The sequence below is a fragment of the Janthinobacterium sp. RA13 genome (assembly GCF_000745325.1).
Lineage (GTDB): Bacteria > Pseudomonadota > Gammaproteobacteria > Burkholderiales > Burkholderiaceae_D > Janthinobacterium > Janthinobacterium rivuli.
In genome coordinates this window covers 817787-838191 of record NZ_JQNP01000001.1, presented here as the reverse complement: position 1 = coordinate 838191, position 20405 = coordinate 817787, and the positions used below count along the sequence as shown (strand labels likewise).

Annotated in this window: 10 protein-coding genes; 2 read left to right on the top strand and 8 right to left on the bottom strand. The window is 61.3% G+C overall.

Annotation, left to right across the window (positions count from 1 at the left end; genetic code table 11):
- Window positions 1-19: 19 nt before the first annotated feature.
- Window positions 20-3400 (top strand): hypothetical protein, encoded by a 3381-nt coding sequence (locus tag FG13_RS28720; protein ID WP_051958455.1) that lies wholly within the window; start codon window positions 20-22, stop codon window positions 3398-3400.
- Window positions 3401-3406: 6 nt separating this feature from the next.
- Here FG13_RS28720 and FG13_RS03505 read toward each other — a convergent pair whose 3' ends face one another.
- The 8 genes from FG13_RS03505 to FG13_RS03470 form a co-directional block, all read right to left on the bottom strand.
- Window positions 3407-4237 carry a ferritin-like domain-containing protein gene (locus FG13_RS03505; RefSeq protein ID WP_051958452.1) on the bottom strand — a complete coding sequence of 277 codons (831 nt, stop codon included), beginning with the start codon at window positions 4235-4237 and terminating at the stop codon, window positions 3407-3409.
- 137 nt (window positions 4238-4374) lie between these two features.
- Window positions 4375-8682, bottom strand: a complete 4308-nt coding sequence (locus tag FG13_RS03500; RefSeq protein WP_035818432.1) for a hypothetical protein — start codon at window positions 8680-8682, stop codon at window positions 4375-4377.
- Window positions 8683-8844: 162 nt separating this feature from the next.
- Window positions 8845-9774: a DNA-binding transcriptional regulator DsdC gene (dsdC, locus tag FG13_RS03495; RefSeq protein WP_035818430.1), complete on the bottom strand. Its 930-nt coding sequence runs from the start codon at window positions 9772-9774 to the stop codon at window positions 8845-8847.
- Window positions 9774-11105 carry a D-serine ammonia-lyase gene (locus tag FG13_RS03490; RefSeq protein ID WP_035818427.1) on the bottom strand — a complete coding sequence of 444 codons (1332 nt, stop codon included), beginning with the start codon at window positions 11103-11105 and terminating at the stop codon, window positions 9774-9776. The genes dsdC and FG13_RS03490 overlap by 1 nt, the downstream gene beginning before the upstream one ends.
- A 122-nt stretch (window positions 11106-11227) precedes the next feature.
- Window positions 11228-11680, bottom strand: coding sequence for a hypothetical protein (locus tag FG13_RS28715; RefSeq protein WP_051958450.1), 453 nt, complete (start codon window positions 11678-11680; stop codon window positions 11228-11230).
- Between the two features lie 204 nt (window positions 11681-11884).
- Window positions 11885-13963: a TonB-dependent receptor gene (locus FG13_RS03480; protein ID WP_035818424.1), complete on the bottom strand. Its 2079-nt coding sequence runs from the start codon at window positions 13961-13963 to the stop codon at window positions 11885-11887.
- 93 nt (window positions 13964-14056) lie between these two features.
- A complete protein-coding gene (locus FG13_RS03475; RefSeq protein WP_051958448.1) occupies window positions 14057-14452 on the bottom strand; it encodes a DUF2946 domain-containing protein in 396 nt (131 codons plus the stop codon).
- Window positions 14453-14503: 51 nt separating this feature from the next.
- Entirely contained in the window at window positions 14504-16648 is a 2145-nt protein-coding gene (locus tag FG13_RS03470; protein WP_035818421.1) for a TonB-dependent siderophore receptor, read from the bottom strand.
- A gap of 244 nt (window positions 16649-16892) precedes the next feature.
- Between FG13_RS03470 and FG13_RS03465 the strand changes: the two genes are divergently transcribed.
- Window positions 16893-20348, top strand: coding sequence for a DUF748 domain-containing protein (locus tag FG13_RS03465; protein WP_235211654.1), 3456 nt, complete (start codon window positions 16893-16895; stop codon window positions 20346-20348).
- The last annotated feature ends 57 nt before the right edge of the window (window positions 20349-20405 follow it).

Here is a 20405-nt window from a genome sequence, read left to right as displayed (position 1 = left end):
AGTCAACGGGGGAACGATCATGAGCTTTATCAAACAGGCGCTGCTGGCGCTGCTGCTATGTGTGATGTCTGCCGCGCACGCCACCAGCATCGGCTACACGGCAACATCGCTGGGCGGCACGCAGTGGCGCTACGACTATACGGTCAGCAATACCACGCTGGCCATTCCCATCGAGGAATTCACCTTGTTCTTCAGCGTGGGCCAGTACGCCAACCTGCACAGCATCTCCACGCTGCCAGGCTGGGACGTGCTGCTGGTGCAGCCAGACCCTGCCATTCCAGGCGACGGCTACCTCGACGCGCTGGCGTTGGCCGGCGGCATCGCGCCCGGCGCCACGGCCACGGGCTTTTCCGTCACCTTCGATTACCTGGGCGCGGGCAGCCCCGGCGCCCAGCCGTTTTCCATCCTCGACCCTGTCTCCTTCGCCGAGCTCGAGGCGGGCATCACGCAACCGGCCGCCGTCGCCCTGCCCTCCACCCCATGGCTGTTGCTGGCGGGCGTACTGGCCATGGCCTGCCTGCGGCGCCGGCAACTGGCGTGCGCCGCGCTGGCCACAGGGCTGGCAATGGGCCTGTGTGCCTGCGGGGGGCCGAACGATCCCACGCAAGCACCCGCGCCAAAGGTCATGCTGGCCGCCGCCGCGACCAGCACCACCGCCCAGGCCGCCGGAGACCTGGAAGTGACCTTGCTGGAAAAAGTGGCCGAGCAGCGCGTCAGCCGCACGGCGTGGGACTACACCTATCGCGTGCACATCCGCAACAATGGCGGCGAGACGGCCAGCAATGTGCAAGCCGTGCTGGCCAGCGCCCCGGCGGGCAGCACCATCATCGATGGCGAGGTGCTGGCCGGCAACATCGGCGCGGGCGCCACCGTCACGCCCACCGACACCATCACCCTGCGCATCGAGCGCAACATCCCCTTCCAGAGCGCCGGTCTGACGTGGACCTTCAGCACCGGCGCCGGCCTCGTCCTCGCCCCCGTGCGGCCCGCGCAAGTGGTCGTGCTGGCGCTGGCCGGGCTGGGCTTTCCCGACGGCGCCGACAGCGTCAAGACCAGCGGCGCCGTCACGGACGTGCTGCTGCAGGACGGCAGCCTGCGCTTTTCCACGCCCGGCGACACGGGCGTGGATCAGCACGCGCAATTTACCCTCAGCAAGGGCGGCAAGACCACCACCCTGGACTTGCTGATCCAGACGGCACTGCCCACGGCCGTGGAAACCTATGTGGAGCCGGACGACGATGGCAACCTGCCCTCCGCGGCGCCCGTGCTGGCCATCACGGGACTGGGGCCGAACAACCGCCTGCAGCCGGGCGCCCTGGGATTACGCCTGATGGGCGCGGCCCCGATGGCGCTGCAGGATGACAGCGACGGCCTGCTGTCGACCCCAAATGGCCTGGCCATCAGCCTCAAAGCCTACTGGACGTTCGATGCGGCCAGCGGCACCTTCAGCATCAGCGCCACGGCCATGCAGCAGCTGCTGGCATCTTTGCCCAACGGCAGTTATGACCTGAACCTCAATTTCGTCTCGCAGGATGGCGAATTCACGGCCAGCTATGCCTTGATCGTCATCAAGTCCGGCATCGTGCTGCAAGGACAGTTGCGCACGCCGGCAGGCGGCAATGCCACGGGGCTGGCCGGCAAGAAAATGTTATTGGCCGGCTATAACAACCACCAGCGCCAGGTGGCCATGGTCGACGCCACGGGCGCCTTCCACTTCGATGGCGTGCTGCCCGATACCTACCAGCTGACCTTGAACGACCTCGTCCACCCGAACGTGGTCAGCGTCAGCGCCGTCGTGTTTGAGAACAGCAGCAGCGTCAACGTCGGCATCGTCTACCCGTACGGGGCCGGCCTGGCACTGCGCGCCGAGGCGAAGACCTATGCGGCGGGCAGCGTCACGCAGGATGGCGCCGGGCCGCGCGCGCGCGACCTGCCCGCCGGCTCCCGCGCCGCGGACGACGCCACGCCGCAGGATGACGAGGGCAGCAAGACGTTCACGGCCACGGCGGCCGCGCAAAACCAGACCATCACGACGCCCGTCGCCTTCACGGTACCGAAAGGCACGAAAAACGTGGGCGTGAAAATCACCGTCAGCACGGCCGAGTATCCCACCTACACAACGGCGCAAAGCCAGTACAACGATACCTGGTCGTACGCCGTGACGGGGCTGCCCGGCGTCAACCTGGCCGCCACGGGCGCCGTCAACCAGACGCACTTCACGCAAGGCACCATCGTCAGGACGGAGTGCGTCGACGTCAGCAAGCAAACCGAGGCTGGAGCCTTGAGCCTGGGCGGCAACGTCAGCGCCACGAATATCGGCGACAGCGCCCTGGCCACCGTGACGACGGTGGAACTGAGCCTCGCCTGCAAGGGTTTGAAGGTGACGCTGGCGAAGTTCAGCTCGCCGAACCAGGCCGCCCACCCCGTGCTGCAGCCGATCAAGCTGACGGGCAATCTGGCGGGGCCGTATGTATCCGTGTCGCAAGGAGCGGCCACGGCCACGCACACCTTGCCGCTGGAATTGCACTACACGCCGGCGGCGGCAACGATTACGGAAGTCAACATCGGCATCTCGTCGGGCGGCGGCGATCCCGCCTTCAGCACGGAGAATTTATTGTCCCAGACGAATACCAAGACTGCCGGCACAGTGAAATTCCCCAGCCTGGTGCTGCCCGCCTTTGCCGGCGCCAAGCTCGACAAGAAGGCCGTCGTCACGGTGCGACTGAAAGGCAGCATCGACAATGTCGATGCCAGCTCCGACCCGGCCGAAGGGGGGCAAGTGGAGTTCAAGGGAGACACGGCCTACACCCCCCTGTACCTGGCCAACGACGAGGCGGCGCTGGCGGCGCGGCGCTACGGCACGCGCGATGCGGGCGGCGATTCGTGGGCCACGCGCCTGGCCATCGCCTGGCTGGCGGGCAAGCCCTACCGTTTCGACGACATCAGCGGCCAGCACGTGACGCAGACGGCAACGGGCCGTTCCATCCTCGGCCACAGCGGCCACAGCGACGGCCAGCAGATCGACTTGCGCTACGCGGACGGCGCGGGCGGCTACACGGACGCGCTGGGCGGCCAGAACGATGGCGCCGCCATTCACCAGCTGATCAATGCCGCGAAGGCGGAAGTGGCGGCCAACCCCGCGCAAAAGCCGAAACTGGCCGCCCTGCTGGCGTGGATCGCGGCGAACCGCGCCATGCTGGACTTGGAAGCGGCGCCGGCCAGCACGCGCGTCATCTACATCGGCCCCAGCTTCATCAAACTGGCCCTCGTCGACGGACGTTTTTCCGCCGCCCCGACCGACCATATCCCCGGCGCTGGCACCTGGACCAAGCCGGCAAAGGTGCACATCGAGGCGGGACACCTGAGCCACTGGCACATCAGCATCACGGCCCATCCGTAAGCAAGGTCAGGCGGGCAGATCGGACAGTTCCAGCTCCGAAAAGCCCGCCCGGCGCCGCGCTTCCAGATTGAACGGGCCGCGCAGGGTCGGCGCTTCGTAGCGCAGCGCCAGCTCGGCATAGGTGGCGCGCAGCTCCAGGCCCCTTTGATCGCACAGGTAGCCGTACCAGCGGTTGCCGATCTCCACGTGCCCCACTTCATCGCGCAGGATGATGTCGAGGATGGCGGCGGCGGCCATGTCGCCCGCCTGCGCCAGCTTGGCGCGCAGCGGCGGAATCGCGTCCAGGCCCCGCGCTTCCAGGGTGCGCGGCACGAGCGCCATGCGCGCCAGCACGTCGCCGCGCGTCTTGTCGACCATTTCCCACAGGCTATCGTGGCCGGGAAAGTCGCCGTACGTGTGGCCCAGCACCTGCAAGTGCGCCTGCAGCATGGCAAAGTGCGTGGCTTCCTCTTTTGCCACGCGCAGCCAGTCCGTATAGTAATCAAAGGGCAAATCGGGGAAGCGCCACAGGGCGTCGAGCGCCAGATTCATCGCATTGAATTCGATGTGCGCGAGCGCGTGAACCAGCATGGCGCGCCCTTCCGGCGTGATCATCGAACGCCGCCCCACCAGGCGCGGCGGCACCAGTTCCGGACGCTCGGGACGCCCTGGCACGGGGCCGGTCGGCGCCAGCGGCGCCTGCGCATCGAGCGCAAGCTGTGCTTCGGCCATGGCCGCCACCATCGCCACCTTGGTCGCCGGATCCGGTTCGAGCAGGCAGGCCAGCGCATAGGCACGCAATTCCTGTGGCGTAGCAGTGGTGGTGATAGTGGCGAAGGTCGATGGAAATTGTTGCATAGGGATACTTTCGGCGCTAATTTGAATAAGGGCGCAGTCTATCAAAACCAGGTGCAACTTACTTCGAGTGGGAAACGAGGCTCGATAGTATAAGAGGGGTAAGGCACGCGTACTCGCATGGTGAACAAAGGTGAACCCTACTTCGGACGCCATGCGTTGATGCCTACAACCTTGACTACTACTGCCCCCATCTTGTTCGAAGTTACCTGTGCAGCATAGTCCGTGAGATGCAATATCAATTGATCGAAGTTCCTGTACCTTCCATCAATACGCCACTTTCTGAACTCATGCAGACTGATAACCAAAATGCCATGACGACGATTTTGGGGGAGTAAATAGAGACTAGCCAGCTGTTTCGATACAGCAGCCTCGTATTGCTTGACCGTCCATCCCTTGTTCGCGTTTTTAATTTCAATAGCGATCTGTGCCGGACACGATGTCGACGATACAACGATATCTGGCTCTTTACTGTTAGCAACTTTCGGTTCTCGATACGTATGGTAACGGGCTTTGCTGAGATCATTCAGCCGTTCGGTCAGCCATTGCTGTACCTTTTCTTCGTCATCTGCCAAAGCAAGGAGGGAACGACTGGAGGCATCCGCGCAGTCGAACGAGGCAGTTATATCAGACAATACGGCCATGGCAAGTCGAAGCAGTTGCTCTCCATTCTTGACTGGCGCTACATGTAGACGGCCGAAATCATTCACCTCGGCAACAGTCCATGGATCAACGTCTGCATCCGCATGTGCCTTCCGATGCGCCAGCTCCGAAAACCGCATGGCATGGGGGGCATATTCCGGACTACCTGCCATCTGCATCAACACATCGTAAGCATCTGCTTCGCGCCTGGCCATTACCTCACTCAGAAGAGAGTTTCGCGCACTCTCTGCCAGATCCCTCCGGGAGACGGTCGAGTCGCTTTCCGATGTTCTATCGTCACGCGGACGAACATGGCGATAAGCCAATTTCAGCAACTTGGCAAGTAGCTCTAATCTCATGCTGTGAAGTGCAACGAATGCGACTCCGCCGCTAGTGTGACAATCAAACAATCTACCAAGCCAATGTTGTACCCTTAATTCAAACTCGGGCTTCGACTCCGCGGATGTGCGTACGAGTTGGGTGAGTACAAGTCTGGCCAAGCCATCGCCATCGACTGATGCCAAAATCCGAAGATACACAAAAATCCGCTCGTCGTCCCCTGACGCCATGTGCACAAGCAAGCGCTGTTGAGCCAGTGCAATCACACCCTTTCTAGCCAAGAAATCCACGTGACGCGCGACAATACGACTACAGTAGTCCAACGTTTGCTTGTCAGTGGGCTCCCTACGCTTTAAATGCTGAAAGACTTTCTCGGTAACTATCTGCTGGCCCGGAACGTCATGATAGGCGGCATTTGATAGGATATCGTTGACTTGGTTATTAGCGCCGAACTCGTATTGCAATGCTGCAACAATTTCCAGCAAGACGATTTCAGGTCTTGCCATGATGAGTTTATCAACCCATGCAGATTTAATCGTCCCCGCGATCATTGCATGACGAACGGCAATCTTTGCATCGGCGTCACTCAAATCCGTGGCCCAGTCGCTGCTCTGGCAATCCAAAGCCAATGCATCGAGTGCCAGACGGCTTGAACGCGTGAACGTGCGGCTAATGCCTGAAACATCCGGCCGGATTGGCTTAGACAGGCGCCATACTTGGCGCATGCCGGCAGCGTAATGATTGATAACCTCAGGGTCAAATACGCCATTGAAAAGTGAATAAGATAAAACACCGCTTTTGCCATCCTTGGCTGCACGCTTTTTTAACCATGTTGTCAAGTAATAAAGCCTATGTAAGCCACCACTCCAGGATGTCAATGCATCGGCGTGATCGAGGATTGCCGGAGTTTTACGAAGCTCCTCACGAAAATCAATCCACGATTGCTTCGCTTTCGCAGTTTTTTGCTTCTCTTCAAGCTCCGCCTCAAGTTGTTTCTGCACATAGACGTCTGGTTCGCGTGGTTTTAAAAACTCGGCAAGATCCCTGCCCAATACCAAATCTCCGGACGCCAATCGATCCAAACACATCCGTAAAGGCGATACCTCATCAGCTTTCAGCGCATGCCAAAGCGCGCTGAAAGCAATACGCCGATCATCTTCACTACACATTTTCTGCGCATCGTCCAAAAGCCACTCAAGGTCGCTTGCATCGGTTCCCCAAAGAGTACGACTATAAAAGGGTCCAATCTGACAGAAATGGACGATTGGATGATCCGTTGCCGGCCTACTGCGCCAAGCAGCGGCGTCGGCCCACATCAGTTGGCGATTCAACTGTTTATCCCCACGTACCCTATCTTTAAGCACAGGCAACGCCGCGTCATCATGGTAATAGTCCAACACGCGTTCGACCGCCATCAGCAAGCGCAACATTCCTTCCTCAACCTCGCCTTGTCCGCATATTGTAAATTCAACATTCGCCAGTTCTGCAATTCCCTTGCAAAGCTCGGCATACCGTGGAACAGTTTCGTTCGGGGCATTCCGGCGATCCGAACCGAGAACCAGATCGGCGATACCAGCAACCAATCGCTTCTTGTCTGGCCTAGATGGCGTTTGCTTGTGCAATGTGGCAAGGTAACTAGCAAAGCCATCGGATGAGAATTTTCTTGCTTGCTGAGAGCGGTCGATCAGCATGAGAAGGCCTGTGGTATTCAGGTAGTTCGGGTAAAGCAGCTCAGCCAACCGGGGTGCAAGATGAGCATTCAATCGGTCAGGTTCCGCAATCAACTGTCTCGCAATTTTTTTCAAACCGGAATGATCGTTGCATACGACCATGGCTCGGGTTGCAGCTATACGCATGTCGTCTTGAGATTGGTCGCAAGCGGCCTGCCGCGCCAAGTGCACACATGCTTCAACCCGGCCTTCTTCAATGAAATGCAAGAGATGCAATCTAAATCCCGCTTTGGAGTTAGCTTGCCAAGCGAGCTTAATTGCATTTGCTAGCGCCGCATTCGAAAACATCCACGCTGCTCGATTATCGATATATTCATAATCAAGCCTGCCGGCAGCATCTAGGTGAGCGTAGGATTTCAGCAAAGCCCCCCTAGCCTGCAAGGAAAGAGATTTAGGATCGCCGTGCACAATCAGTGCAACAGGTTCGCGCTCAATCAATTCATGACAAACTTCAGGCACCCACTGAGACAGCCACGCGGTTACGGCAAGTAACGACGGAACTGCAGTCTTTGCGCCATACGGATCCGCGAAGAGCAATCTTTTTATTTCAGATATGGGGCAATTATGCTCAAGCAAGGTACGCAGCCAGCAGGCAGCAAGGAACTCCTGTGTAGTCCGATGGTGAAACTTGATGCGTCCGTATGTGCTTGGCGCAAATACACCAGTCCGCAATAAGGCATTTACCTCATGTGGAGGCCAGTCATCCAATATATCGGAAGGATTAATTGCCCCTTTCGACAAGGTGATGTCTGGCTCTTGCCCGGGCGCTTTCAGCGCAAACGTCTTGGCGAATACTAAGGCAGCGGCCAGTCGCATTGCCCCATCCATTGCACGCTCCGGACTTAACAGCCCGGCCCGATGTTGGTTTTCCTCACGGAGCTTGCGGCGCACACCCGCTGCCGTCATTTCGATCAGCGAAGCAAGCCGCGAATGTTCAGCCCAATAAGCAATCAAGTCTATAAAGTCACCCGGACGCTCTGCCATTGCATCTAAACCAGATTGGTTAATAGCTTGAAGCAGCGCTAGTCCGTCAATTTTGGCCGCGTCTGCCATTTTTAGCTTCTGTTCGTCGGTCAAAGGAACTAACTGAACGACAAGTAAATTACTAGACCTAGGCACCTCACCCCAACTTGCTGTGTTGGTCTGTATCGTATGCTTGTCAAAAATAGGCCCTAATAAGATTTCGTCACGATCATGGCACGCTAAATTATTATCAACGAAAGGTAGTTCGGTCTCAATTGCTTCGCGATCGGACTTGCCTTTCCAGTCACTGACTCGGCAGCTAACAATAATAAACGCTCGATTCAGGCTATCATTACCCAGTTCATTGCTGAGGGTCCGGAGAGCACCTGGAAACGACTTGTTGTTAATTCTGGCTTCATCGACCGAATCAAGAAAAAACCAGGCATCGCCCGTCTTGCTCTGCTTCCACGTGTCAAACAACTGGGCATCGTCCGTTCGCAGAGCGGCTATGAAGCCACGATCTATCAGATCCTCAATACGAACATAAAACGCGGGGTGCCCTTGCCCCCTTTGCATTATGGCTCTTTGCTCAAGTTCCTTGGTTTTCCCGCACAACGCTTCCGCAAGCAGGACCACACGGCGACGCTCGAGAAGTTCTGCCCAGTTAAGCCAATTTCCATACTTTCGTCCTAAATGTAAACTCCAGTCGAGTTCCTCATCCTTGTCTTTGCATATTGGTGCGAAGTGGCGTTCCAGATCGACGAAGTCCATCATTTAGGGATAGCTCTGTATGGTTTGTATTGCTCAAATGATACCACTTTCTAAGGGCAATGAACCCTGACATCGGCACAAGCCATCATTTGAGAAAGTAGTGGCGCTTGGGCTAGCTTAAGTTCACGAGTATTAGTGAAATGGCTAAAAACTATGTAACGCGTTTCAGCGACTAACTGAAACCTGCCCCATCAGCCAGTCCAGCAGCGCCTGCACTCTCGCCGGAAGTGGCCGGGCGGCATGCACGAGGTAGTACGCCTGCGGGCTGGCAAAGGAAAAATCGCCGAACGGCAAAACCAGCTGGTCACTATCCAACCACGGCTGCACCAGCTGGCGCCGGCCCATGGCCACGCCCGCGTGGTGGATGGCCGCCTGCGCGCACAGGTCGGCGCGGTCGAAGCGCAGGCTGCGCGCGGGCAAGCTCACCTCGGGCGCCTGCGCGTCCAGCCACAGCCGCCACTCGGCATCGGGCGCGCAGGCGGGCCAGGCCAGGGTGTCGTGCAGTACCGTCGCGCCGGGCAAGTTGTGTGGCGCATCCAGCAAGCCGTGCTCGCGCGCATAGTCGGGACTGCAGACGGGCGCCAGCCATTCCTCCATCAGCTTGCGCGAGGCCAGGCCGGGGAAATGGCCGTCGCCATAGTGCAAGGCCAGGTCGACCTGGCCGGCGCGAAAGTCCACGCTATCGTTGCCCACGCGCAAGTCCATCGACACGTCCGGATATTGCGCCGTAAAACCTGCCAGGCGCGGCACCAGCCAGCATTGGGCGATGGACGGGCGCGCATGCACGATGAGGCTGCCCGTGAGCGTGTCGCCGGCGGCCAGGGCCGCGTGCAGGCTGTCCCAGCCGATTTGCAGCGCGGCAAAGATGCGTTCGCCGTCGGCCGTCAGCTTGACTTGCCGTGTCAGGCGCTCGAACAGCCGCAAGCCCAGGCTGCTTTCCAGCCGCGCGATGCGATGGCTGACGGCGCTGGGCGTGAGCGCCAGTTCCTGCGCGGCCAGCGCAAAGCTGGCATGGCGCGCCGCCACGAGAAAGGTATGCAGGTTGGCGAACTGGCTGGCCGTCAGCGTTGTCGTGAGCGCCGCGCCGGCCGGCATCAGGCGGCTCCGGCCGCCAGCAGCGCGCGGCCACGCGCCACGTAGGCGTCCATTTCCGCCTGCGGCACCATGCTGCCGCCCGTGCCCCACACCAGATGCGTGGCCTGGGCCAGATTCGGTTGATATTGCGGCGCGGCCAGCACGGGCTTGATGCCGGCGAAACCGGCCACGGCGGACGGTTCCAGGCGCAGCTGCTCCGTTTGCTCCAGCGTCGCCAGCAAGCGGTACAGTTCTTCATCCGTGACGGTGGCGTAGCCGTCGATCAACCGCTGCATGGCGCGCCCGACGAAGCCGGACGGGCGTCCCACGGCCAGGCCATCGGCAGCCGTCAGGTTGTCGATGCCGATTTCCTGCACGCTGATGCTATCGTGCAAGCCCGTGTGCACGCCCAGCAGCATGCACGGCGAGTGGGTTGGCTCGACGAACACACAGTGAACATCGTCGCCAAAGGCCAGCTTCAAGCCGAAGGCAACGCCGCCGGGGCCGCCGCCCACGCCGCACGGCAGGTAGACGAACAGCGGGTGGTCCGCATCGACCGTGACGCCAGCCGCCGCAAATTGTACTTTCAGCCGCTGGCCCGCCACCGCATAGCCGAGGAACAGATCGTGCGAGTTTTCATCGTCGACGAAGTGGCAGGTCGGATCGTTTTCCGCCTGTTTGCGCCCCGCTTCCACGGCCACGCTGTAGTCGGTCGCGTATTCGACGACGGTGACGCCATGGCTGCGCAAATTATCCTTCTTCCACTGGCGCGCGTCGGCCGACATGTGCACCGTGGCGCGAAAGCCCAGGCGCGCGCTCATGATGCCGATCGACAAGCCGAGATTGCCCGTGGAGCCCACGGCGATCGCATACTGGCCAAAGAAGGCCCGCACGGCGTCGCTGGCCAGCAGGCTGTAATCATCGCCCTCCTTCAGCAAACCGGCGTCCAGCGCCAGCGTTTCCGCATGTTTCAGCACTTCATAGATGCCGCCACGCGCCTTGATCGAGCCGGAAATGGGCAAATGGCTATCCTGCTTGAGCCATAGCTGACCGCTCGTCATGCTTGATGCCAAGCCCAGCGCCGCCTGCATGGCCGGCAGCGGCACGACGGGCGACTCGATGATGCCGCCGCTGGCCTGCGTTTCCGGAAAGGCCTTGGCCAGATAGGGCGCAAAGCGTGCCAGGCGCGCGCTGGCGTCGGCCACGTCAGCCGCCGTCAAGCCCACGTCATTCAAGGCCTCGGCAGCGGGTGCGATGGCGGGATTGAACCAGCTCAAGGGCTGCAAGGCCATCAATTCTGTAATCAGGGGAAATTTTTCGCGCAGCGCGGAGATGGCGGAAGTGGGCAGCATGGCAAGCTCGTCAAGGAAGAAGCCATGATTAGACCGCATCCTGACGCCGCTGGCAAACGATGCTTGCTCAGGCGATGGATGACCACAGATCATCTGTGATGCCGCGACAGAAAAAAAACAGGCTAGTCGCCAGGGGCAGGAGCCCTGGATTTTCTGCTGCTCAAGAACGATGCGATGAACACGGCTGGAAAACAGGCCAGCCAAAGATAGCATCCGGCACCGAATCCCAGCACTTCATAGGAACCATTATCACTAGGAATTGTCTTGATGCCAAAGGCTGTCAGTGCCAGCGCAAAGCCAAAAAAGGCGGCCAGCTTGGCGGCACTGGGCTTGTCTTTCGAGAAGTACATGGCAAAAATAAGCAGCGGATTGGCAAACCAGGCAAAACTGCCAGCCAACGGCCCTAACCAGCCGAGCAATAATACGCCCCCACCCAGCAAGACTTCGTGGGAGTGCACGATTGCCGTCAAGAACAGCGATACCACATACGCGACAACAGTCAGGGACAGCACGATGGCGGCGGCATCTTCGCCAAGCAGTTTGCGGGGAAAAATACTTATCTCCTTATGGTTCACACGGCACGGAGCCAGCTTCCTACCCGCACAGACCTCGCTATCGCACCTGGACGGCACATGCCGGCAACAGGACGCCATGCAGCATAACAAATTACCAAGAAGAAACATACGCACATTGTCACGACCACCTGGCTTTCGCCTATGCGGTGAGTTCGGCAGGCGCCTTCCACCTGCCGCAACGGCAGCTGGAAGGCGCCATTGCGCTTAGAACGTCAGCTGCAGCCCCAGATCAATCGACCGGCCCTCGGCCGGCAAGGCTTGCAGCGCGCCGCCGTTCGCCTTCAAGCCCGACAGATACACGCCACCGAGCGGGTCCGCATACGCGCGGTTGAACAGGTTGCTGACACCGGCGCTCAGGCTGGCCATCTTGTTCAATGCCACGCTGCTGCGCAGGTTGACGAGCGCGTAACCGCCCGTTTCCGGTTCGAAGCGGCGCGCATCGACCTTGTCCTTGCGGACCACGATCTTCGTTTCGATGCGGCTGCTCCAGGACCCCAGCTTGTGCTCGACGGCCAGCAAGGCGTTGAACGGCATCATGCGGTACAGGTCGCCGCCATCGCTGCGCTTGCCCCGCGTGTAAGCGGCATTGCCCGTCGCCATGAAGCGGCCCCAGCGCGCGCTGCTGGCCAGCGGCAACTGCCACGCCACATTGGCGCCATACAACTTGGCGTCGTGGTTGGCAAAGCGCAGCAAGTTGCCGTTGGCACCCATTTTCATGTACGGATGGAAAGACGCCAGCACGTCGACGTCGATGTAATTGTCGACCTTGCTGTAATAGGGATTGACGCGCAGGAACCAGCCCTCCTCGCCGCCGCCATGCCAGTCGGCCGTGAATGCCGCCGTATAAGCCGTCTCGGGTTTCAGGTCGATATCGCCCACATAGCCGTTGCCGTCGCCAAACCAGTTGGTCATGGTCATGGCCATCGAGCCGCGGCCCCAGGAATAGCGCTCGTACAGGTTGGGCGAGCGCACCTTGCGCGCCAGCGCGAATTCATAGCTGCTGGCAAGATCCGGCGTGAAGGTAGCTTGCGCCGAAGCATCGATATTCGTGTCGCGCTGGCTGCGGCTGCGCGCATTGAAGGCCTTGGCGGCCATCAGGTCCGGCATGTTCATCATATTGGTGCCGTACGATTGCACGTCGCCCGCATCCATGCGCACGGATTCGCCGCGCAAGCCCAGCACGCTCGTCCAGCGCGCATCATGGCGCGTTTCCAGCTCGCCAAACAGCACGGTGCGGTCGCGCTTGCCATCGTTGATGTTCAGATAGGTGCGCGGCCCCATCATCATGGAACCGGGCACGGCCGGCCAGTAATCGTCGAGGCGGAAGCCATGCCACTCCTGGCCCAGGCGCAACTCGCCCGCGCTCATGGGCAGGCTGGCCATCAGCGCATAGCCAGTATTGCGTCCATGCGTAATCATCGGCATCGAACCCTTGCGCTCGGGCGAGAAAAAGCCCATTTCATGGTCCGTCTGCTGCCAGTAGGCGCGCGCGTCGAGCACGCCCCAGCCGAATTCGCCTTTGTAGGCGAGATTGGCGAACTGGCCATGGTTATCCGTCATGTCCATGTACTGGTTGGGGAAGCCCTGATACGGAATGTGCTGCACGCCGGCGCGCAGGGTCAGCTGCTGGCCATCGCGCTTGGCCGCCAGCACGATGGACTGGTTGATGCTTTCATACATGCTGGCCAGCACTTTATTGCCGTGACCATCTTCATAGCTGTGGCCGCGCGCGTAAGCGCCGCTGTAGCCGATGCTGAGCACGTCGCTGGCGGCCGAGGCGTTCACGCTGGTCGCCACGCTGTTGTTGACGCTGCGGCCCGACACGGCAAAGCTGCCTTGCGTCAGCAGGCCCGCACCGGGCTGGGCGAACACGGGGGCGTTCGATTGCACCTCGATGGTGCCAGCGATGCTGTCACCGCCCGCGCTGACGGGTGTCACGCCCGCGATCAACTTGATGCGCTGCACCTGCTGCGGATCGACATACGACAGCGGCGCATTCATGTGATTGGCGCAGGCCGACGTCAATTCCATGCCGTCGATGCGGATCTTGATGCGATCATCGGCAAAGCCATTCACGACAGGCAAGCCGGATACGCCGCCGCCTGCCGCCACGCTGTAGCCGGGTGTGCTGCTGAGCATCAGGGCCGTGTCGGCGGCGGGACGGTAGCCGTCGCCAATCGCCGTGACGATGACTTTCATTTCAGGCAGTACCTGTTCAGTGCGCGTTTGCGCCACGGCGGGCATGGCGATGGCGAGGGAAATCAATATTGGTAAATGTTTCATGATGCTGCTTTCACATTCTGAGTAGACAAGGCGAACGGCGGCGCGCGCACAATCGGCGCGGCAAAAAAGCCATTCACACGGGAAATGAAAAAATCAGAAAGCGGCGGGCGGGCCGCGGGGCTGGACGGGTGTCCAGGCGAACAAGGGCGTGGCGGATTGGTAAAACAGCAGGGGCAGCAAGCCCGTGATGAGCTCGCCGGAAGCAAGCACGAGAGTCTTTGTGGGAATATCCAGGGCTGCCGCATGCATGCTGCAGCACGGGCAATCACCCATGCGCAGGCTGCCCTTGGAGGTATCGGCCGTATCCGTGGAGAATGTTGTGGACAGCATATTCATGCCGCCCGCCACCGAGCAGATTTCCAGGCTGGGCACGGCCAGGCCGCTGGCGACCGTCAGCGCGCGCGACACCGTAGGGGCGAGCGTGGCCAGGAAGATGGCGATACACGCGATCCACAAGACGATGCTGGCCTTGCCTTTGCTGATGAACATGGCAACATTGTATCAGCGCCGATCACCCGTGGACAGCGCGCAAGTCAAGCCTTACAGATCCACCTTCATCGACAGCTTGATGGCGCGCGGGGCACCGGAGGCCAAACGCGTACCGGCGCCAGCCCAGTAGCGCTTGTCGGCCGCATTTTCCACGTTCAGCTGCCACACGACGGCCTTGTCCAGCACGCGGTTCGCATAGCGGGCGCCGGCGCTGAACAGGCTCACGCCACCTAAGAAGGCCTGGTTCAGGTCGTTGACGGGACGAGCGCTGTAGTAATACGCGCCGCCGTTGACGGACAGGCCCGGCACGGCGTCGAACGCGTAGGCGAGAAAGGCGCTGGCCGTGCGTTTCGACGCGTTTTCCGGCGCCTTGCCGTTGTAGTCGGCGTTGATGTGCGCAAAGCGAGGGTCGAGGAACTGGGCCGACGTCTGCCACGACAGCTGGCGCGTCAGCTTGCCCTGGGTCGACAGTTCCAGGCCACGGTAGCGCTGTTCACCGTCCGACGTGAACACATTGCCGGCATTCGTGTAGTAGCCGGGGCGCGTGATGTCGAACAAGGCGGCGGAGAGCAAGGTGCCGCTTGGCGTCAACCAGCGCGCGCCCAGCTCCTTTTGTTTACTCACGCCGGGCGCCATCTTGACGCCCTGGTTGACGGTGCCCGTCGGGCCCGTCTCGCCCTCTTCCAGCCCGCGCGCCGTGGATGCATAGAACGACAGCTCGGGCGTGGCCTTGTAGATCAAGGAGGCCATCGGCGTCGTCTTGCTGACGTCGTAGTGGCTGGCGCCCTGGTCGCTTTGATAGCTGCTGCGGCGCACGCCGATGACGCTTTGCCATTGCTGGCTGAAAACCATGCGGTCGAGCGCGTACAGTCCAGTGTCGCGCGTATCCAAGGCGGCCGTCGTGGGCGCCGTCGGCTTGGGACCGAACACGACATTCGTCACGGGGACGGGGTTGTACAGGTTTTGCGAGGCGATCGTGTAATTGCTCTGGTAGATAGCATCTTGCGACTTGTCCGTGCGCGAGGCGCCCAGGGTCAGTTCGTGGACAATGAAGCCCGTATTAAAATTGCCGGCCAGTTCCGCGCGCAGCAAATCCGACGCCATCACGCTGTGCTGGATATTGCCCGTGATGCGGCCCGCGCCCGTGGCCAGCGCGGCCGCGTTGTTCAGGCGGAAGATGGCCAGACGGCGGTCGCGCGCCGTTTCCGAGTGGCCCGCCTCCACCGTCAAGGCCCAGCCATCGGTGATGGCGTAGTCGGCGCGCAATTGCGCGTTTTTCGTTTGCGCTTCGAAGTTCGACCAGTCCGGGCCAATCAGCTTGCGCGGATCGACGGCGCGCGGCAAGCGGATCACGCCTTTGACGGCCGTGGGCAAGGCCACGCCCGCCTGCTCCGTCACTCTGCGGCGCTCGTATTCCAGGTCGGCCTTGAGCAGCAATTTGTTCGTTACTCTCCAGTCGAGTGCCGTGGAAAGGAAGCGGCGGTTGCCGTTGCCGACATGATCGAGGTAGGAACCGAGGGTGCCGCCGGCCGCATTCACGCGCACGCCGAATTCCTGTTGCGCGCCAAAGCGGCGCGCCACGTCGACGTTCGCCACGGCACTGCCACGGTCATCGAGGCTCAAGCCCATGCTCGTGACGGGCTGGCTGCCGGCCCGCTTGGTGACGAAATTGACGACGCCGGCCGGCGATGTAAAACCGTAGTACAGGGCCGAGGCGCCCTTCAGCACTTCCACCCTTTCCTTGTTTTCCATGGGTACTTGCGAGAAGTTCATGATGGGCATGGAACCGTTGAGGCGGTAATTCGTGCGGTTTTCCACGGCAATGCCGCGTATCACCAGCTGATCCCACGTCTCGCCGCCGTTTTGCTGGCGCGTTACCCCAGCCGTGTTACGCACGGCGTCATACAGGCCGGACACGGCTTGCTGCTCCAGCAATTCGCGCGTGATCACGTTGACGGTCGACGGCACGTCCATGATGCTGGCGCCACGGAAACTGCCCGCCTCCGTGGTCAGCGGCACCAGTCCTTGCGCGCGGGCGCCCGTCACTTGCACGGCTTGCATGACTTTCTCATCGCCAGCCGTCGGCTCGTCCTGGCCGCCGGCCCCATTGGCCGCCAGCACGGCGTGGGAAGCGAAGGCCAGCGACAGGGCTGCGGCGACTGGAAGTAAGCGGGTGCGGGGAGTGACGACAGGCATGACATCAGGCTTTCAATGAGAAAATGGTGCGAATGAGAACTTACGGTTAGCGGACATGATACCGATAATGAGAATCATTATCAAGTAAGAGTGAGTTTGTGTGAGTTTTATAGAAGAAACTAGCTCCCTTAGGCGCCTGTTATCACTTGAACACGTTTGGATTTTGCAGACGAGGCCGCAAAGAGGCATACTGACAGTCACGGCGCGCAAGACGTGCCATCTAACAAGATCAAAAGGTAAGTTCGTGAACACAATCGACAACAAAAGCGTGCAGACGAAAACATTTCGCTGGAAACGCTGGCAGCGCTGGGCCGTCGGCACAGGCTGCGCCCTGGCCGCCTACAGCGCGGCCGGCTTCTGGCTGGTGCCCTACGTCATCAAAAACCAGCTGCCTAAATTTGCAGAAAAAGAACTCGCGCGCCAGGCCAGCATAGGCGACGTGCGCTTCAACCCGTTTACCTTGCGCCTGGAAGCGGACCAGATCGCTTTCAAGGAAGCGCCCGGTGCAAACAATGCGCCGCTGCTGTCCATCGGCGCCCTGGCCGTGCAGCTGGAATGGAAATCCATCGTGCGCCGCGCCTGGAGCCTGGCGGAAATCCGCATCACGGCCCCGCAAGCCCAGCTGACGATCACGCCGGACGGCAAGTTCAACCTGGCCGAAGTGCTGGCCACCTGGCAACGCAAGCATCCGGAAAAAAGCGAAGGTGGCATGCCGCGCCTCGTCATCGCCCACTTCGCGCTGGAACAAGGCAAAGTGGACTGGCACGACGAGAAGGCGGGCTATGCGGACAACTTCACGCCCATCAACTTTACGCTCGACAATATCTCCACCCTGCCCGACGCCAACGGCAGCTACAGCCTCAGCGCCGACGCGGCACGTGGCGGCAAGCTGCACTGGCGCGGCACGGCATCGCTCAGCCCGATCCGTGGCGAAGGTGAACTGATACTCAACGACGCTTCCCTGCCCGGCCTGGCCGCGTATTTGAAAGCTTATACACGCGCGCTAGTGACCAGCGGCAAGCTGTCGGCGCGCCTGCCCTACGCCTTTTCCTATGCCGACGGCAAGCTGGAAGCGACCGTCAAAGGCGCGGGCCTGGCCTTGTGCGACCTGGCGCTGGTGCAAAGTGGCAAGAGCGCGCCATTTACGTCGCTGGATACCCTGGGCATTGCCGGCGTGAACGTCGACCTGGCGCGCCAGAAGGTCACCGTGGATAAAGTCAATCTGGTCGGCGGCAAGGTGGCCGTGCGGCGCGACAGCAAGGGCGAGATCGACGTGGCGAACCTGATGCTGCCGGGTAATCCCGCACCAGCCGCATCGGCCACCGCCGCACCCGCCGCACCAGCCAAGCCTGGCAAGTGGAAGGTGGACTTGAAGCAGCTGGCGCTGGCCAATGTGGATGTGTCCGCCATCGATGAAACCGTCTCGCCGGCCCTGCAATTGAGCGCGAAACAGTTGCAACTGCAGCTGCAGCTGGGCTTGCAGCAAGGGCAAGCAGGAAACAGCGTGCTGGTCGACAACGCCAGCTTTGCCCTGGCCGATCTGGCCATGCAACGGGGCGCGCAAACGCCGTTCAAGCTGCAGAAACTGGGCTTTACCGAAGGCAAGATCGACCTGGCGGCGCATACCGTGCACCTGGGCGCCGTGACAGCCAGCGGCGCGCAGATCGACCTGGCGCGCAACCGCCAGGGAGAATTTGCGATTGCGCAAAAGCTGCCCGTGTTTGCCTCCAGCAAAACCGACGCGGGCAAGGATGCACCATCCGCGCCCTGGTCCACCAAGATAGACAAGGTAGAACTGAGCAAGTTCGGCGCCCGTTTCGATGACGCGGGCACGGGCATCAAGGGCAACTTGCAAGATGCCCGTTTGTCCCTGCACAACGTCAGCAACGACATGAAACAGGCGCTGCCGTTCGAGCTGGGCGTAGGCCTGCGCGAAGGCGGCCTATTGACGGCCAATGGCAAGTTCGTGCCGGGCACGGGCGCCGTCGATGCGCAGCTGAATTTGAAGCAGCTGACCCTGGCGCCCGTGCAACCGTTGCTGGCGCAGCATATCAAACTGAAACTGGCAAGCGGGTCGCTCTCCGGCAGTGGCCGCCTGACGACGGGCGGCGGCGCGCCGAAAGCGCCCAAGGTCCGCTATGTGGGCGGCGTCGATATTGCCGGCCTCGTGCTCAATGAAACGGATGGCAAGCGTTTCGCCTCGTGGAAAAGCGTGCGCGCCGACAAGCTGACGGCCAGCGTGGGCCCGGATTTTATCGACATCCCCGAGCTGCGCGTGGTGGAACCGAACGCCCAGCTGATCATCGAAAATGACCGCAGCCTGAACGCGCAGCGCCTGCTGGTGAAGGCGCCCGAGCCTGCCACCGCTCCGGCGCCTGCCGCCGCCACGCCGACGGCCGACGCCGCCTTCCCCGTGCGCGTGCGCCGGGTACGCCTGCAAAACGCCAAGCTGGACTTTGCCGACCTCAGCTTGCGGCCCCAGTTCGCCGCCAAGATCTATGAACTCAATGGCGTCGTCACGGGCCTGTCGACGAAACGCGATGCGCGCAGCCAGATCGAACTCGACGGCCGCATCGACGAGTTCGGCCTGGCCCGCGTGCGTGGACAGCTGAACCCGTTCGCCCCGACCGACAACACGGACTTGAACGTCGTCTTCAAGAACGTCGACATGGTCTCCGCCTCGCCGTACACGATGAAGTTCGCCGGCTACAAGGTGGCCGAAGGCAAGATTTCGCTGGACTTGCAATACAAGGTGCGCAACCGCCAGCTCGACGGCACCAACCAGATCGTGCTCGACAAACTGACCCTGGGCGAGCGCATCGACAGCCCGGACGCCTTGAAACTGCCATTGGAACTGGCGCTGGCCATCCTCAAGGATAGCGACGGGCGCATCGACCTGGGCTTGCCCGTGTCGGGCGACATGAATGACCCGCAATTCAGCTATGGCGCCCTGATCTGGAAAGCCGTGGGCAATGTGCTGACGAAAATCGTCACGGCGCCGTTCCGCGCGCTGGGCAACTTGCTTGGCATCAGCGCCGACAAGCTCGAAGCTATCGATTTCGATGCGGGCAGCGCCGTGCTGCTGCCGCCCGAGCGGGAAAAGCTCAAGCAAGTGGCGCAAATCCTCGCCAAGCGCGAACAGCTGAGGCTGGCCGTGCCGGGCCAGTACAGCGACACGGACGGGGCCGCCCTGCGCGCCCAAGCCGTGCGCCGCGCCATCGCCGCCAAGGCCGGCATCAAGCTGGAAGCGGGCGAGGAACCGGGACCGTTGAACCTGGGCGAACGCAAGATACGGGGAGCCCTGCGCGACCTGTACGGCGAGCGCTTCGGCAAGGCCGAGCTGGACAAGCAGAAAAAGGCGGCGGAATCGGCGGCGCCCGTAGCAGCGTCGGCATCAGCTGCCGCATCGGCTCCGGCAAAAATCCCCGTATTCCAACGCCTGGGCAAGCTGATCGAAGGCGAGCCGCAAGTGGCCGACACGGGCGCCTTCTACAACGGCTTGCGCGAGCAACTGGAAGCCAAGCAACCGCTGCCAGCCGACGCCTTGAGCAAGCTGGGCACCCAGCGCAGCGCGGCGATTCTGGCCGCCCTGCAACAGGACGGCACGCCTGCGGCCAGGGTCAGCGCGGGTGCGCCGGAAAAAACGGAGGCCGCGCCGGGCAAGCTGGTGGGACTGAAACTGGGATTGGCAGCGCAATAAAATCTGGGGTCAGACCCGTGGGGTCTGACCCCAGCTCTTTGCCTGTGGGCTCCAAGC

Excerpts from the sequence above, each read along its gene's own strand:
- FG13_RS03470 (WP_035818421.1), bottom strand. The coding sequence starts at position 16,648 with ATGCCTGTCGTCACTCCCCGCACCCGCTTACTTCCAGTCGCCGCAGCC.
- FG13_RS03505 (WP_051958452.1), bottom strand. The coding sequence starts at position 4,237 with ATGCAACAATTTCCATCGACCTTCGCCACTATCACCACCACTGCTACG.
- FG13_RS03475 (WP_051958448.1), bottom strand. The coding sequence starts at position 14,452 with ATGTTCATCAGCAAAGGCAAGGCCAGCATCGTCTTGTGGATCGCGTGT.
- FG13_RS03500 (WP_035818432.1), bottom strand. The coding sequence starts at position 8,682 with ATGATGGACTTCGTCGATCTGGAACGCCACTTCGCACCAATATGCAAA.
- FG13_RS28720 (WP_051958455.1), top strand. The coding sequence starts at position 20 with ATGAGCTTTATCAAACAGGCGCTGCTGGCGCTGCTGCTATGTGTGATG.
- dsdC (WP_035818430.1), bottom strand. The coding sequence starts at position 9,774 with ATGCCGGCCGGCGCGGCGCTCACGACAACGCTGACGGCCAGCCAGTTC.
- FG13_RS03480 (WP_035818424.1), bottom strand. The coding sequence starts at position 13,963 with ATGAAACATTTACCAATATTGATTTCCCTCGCCATCGCCATGCCCGCC.
- FG13_RS03490 (WP_035818427.1), bottom strand. The coding sequence starts at position 11,105 with ATGCTGCCCACTTCCGCCATCTCCGCGCTGCGCGAAAAATTTCCCCTG.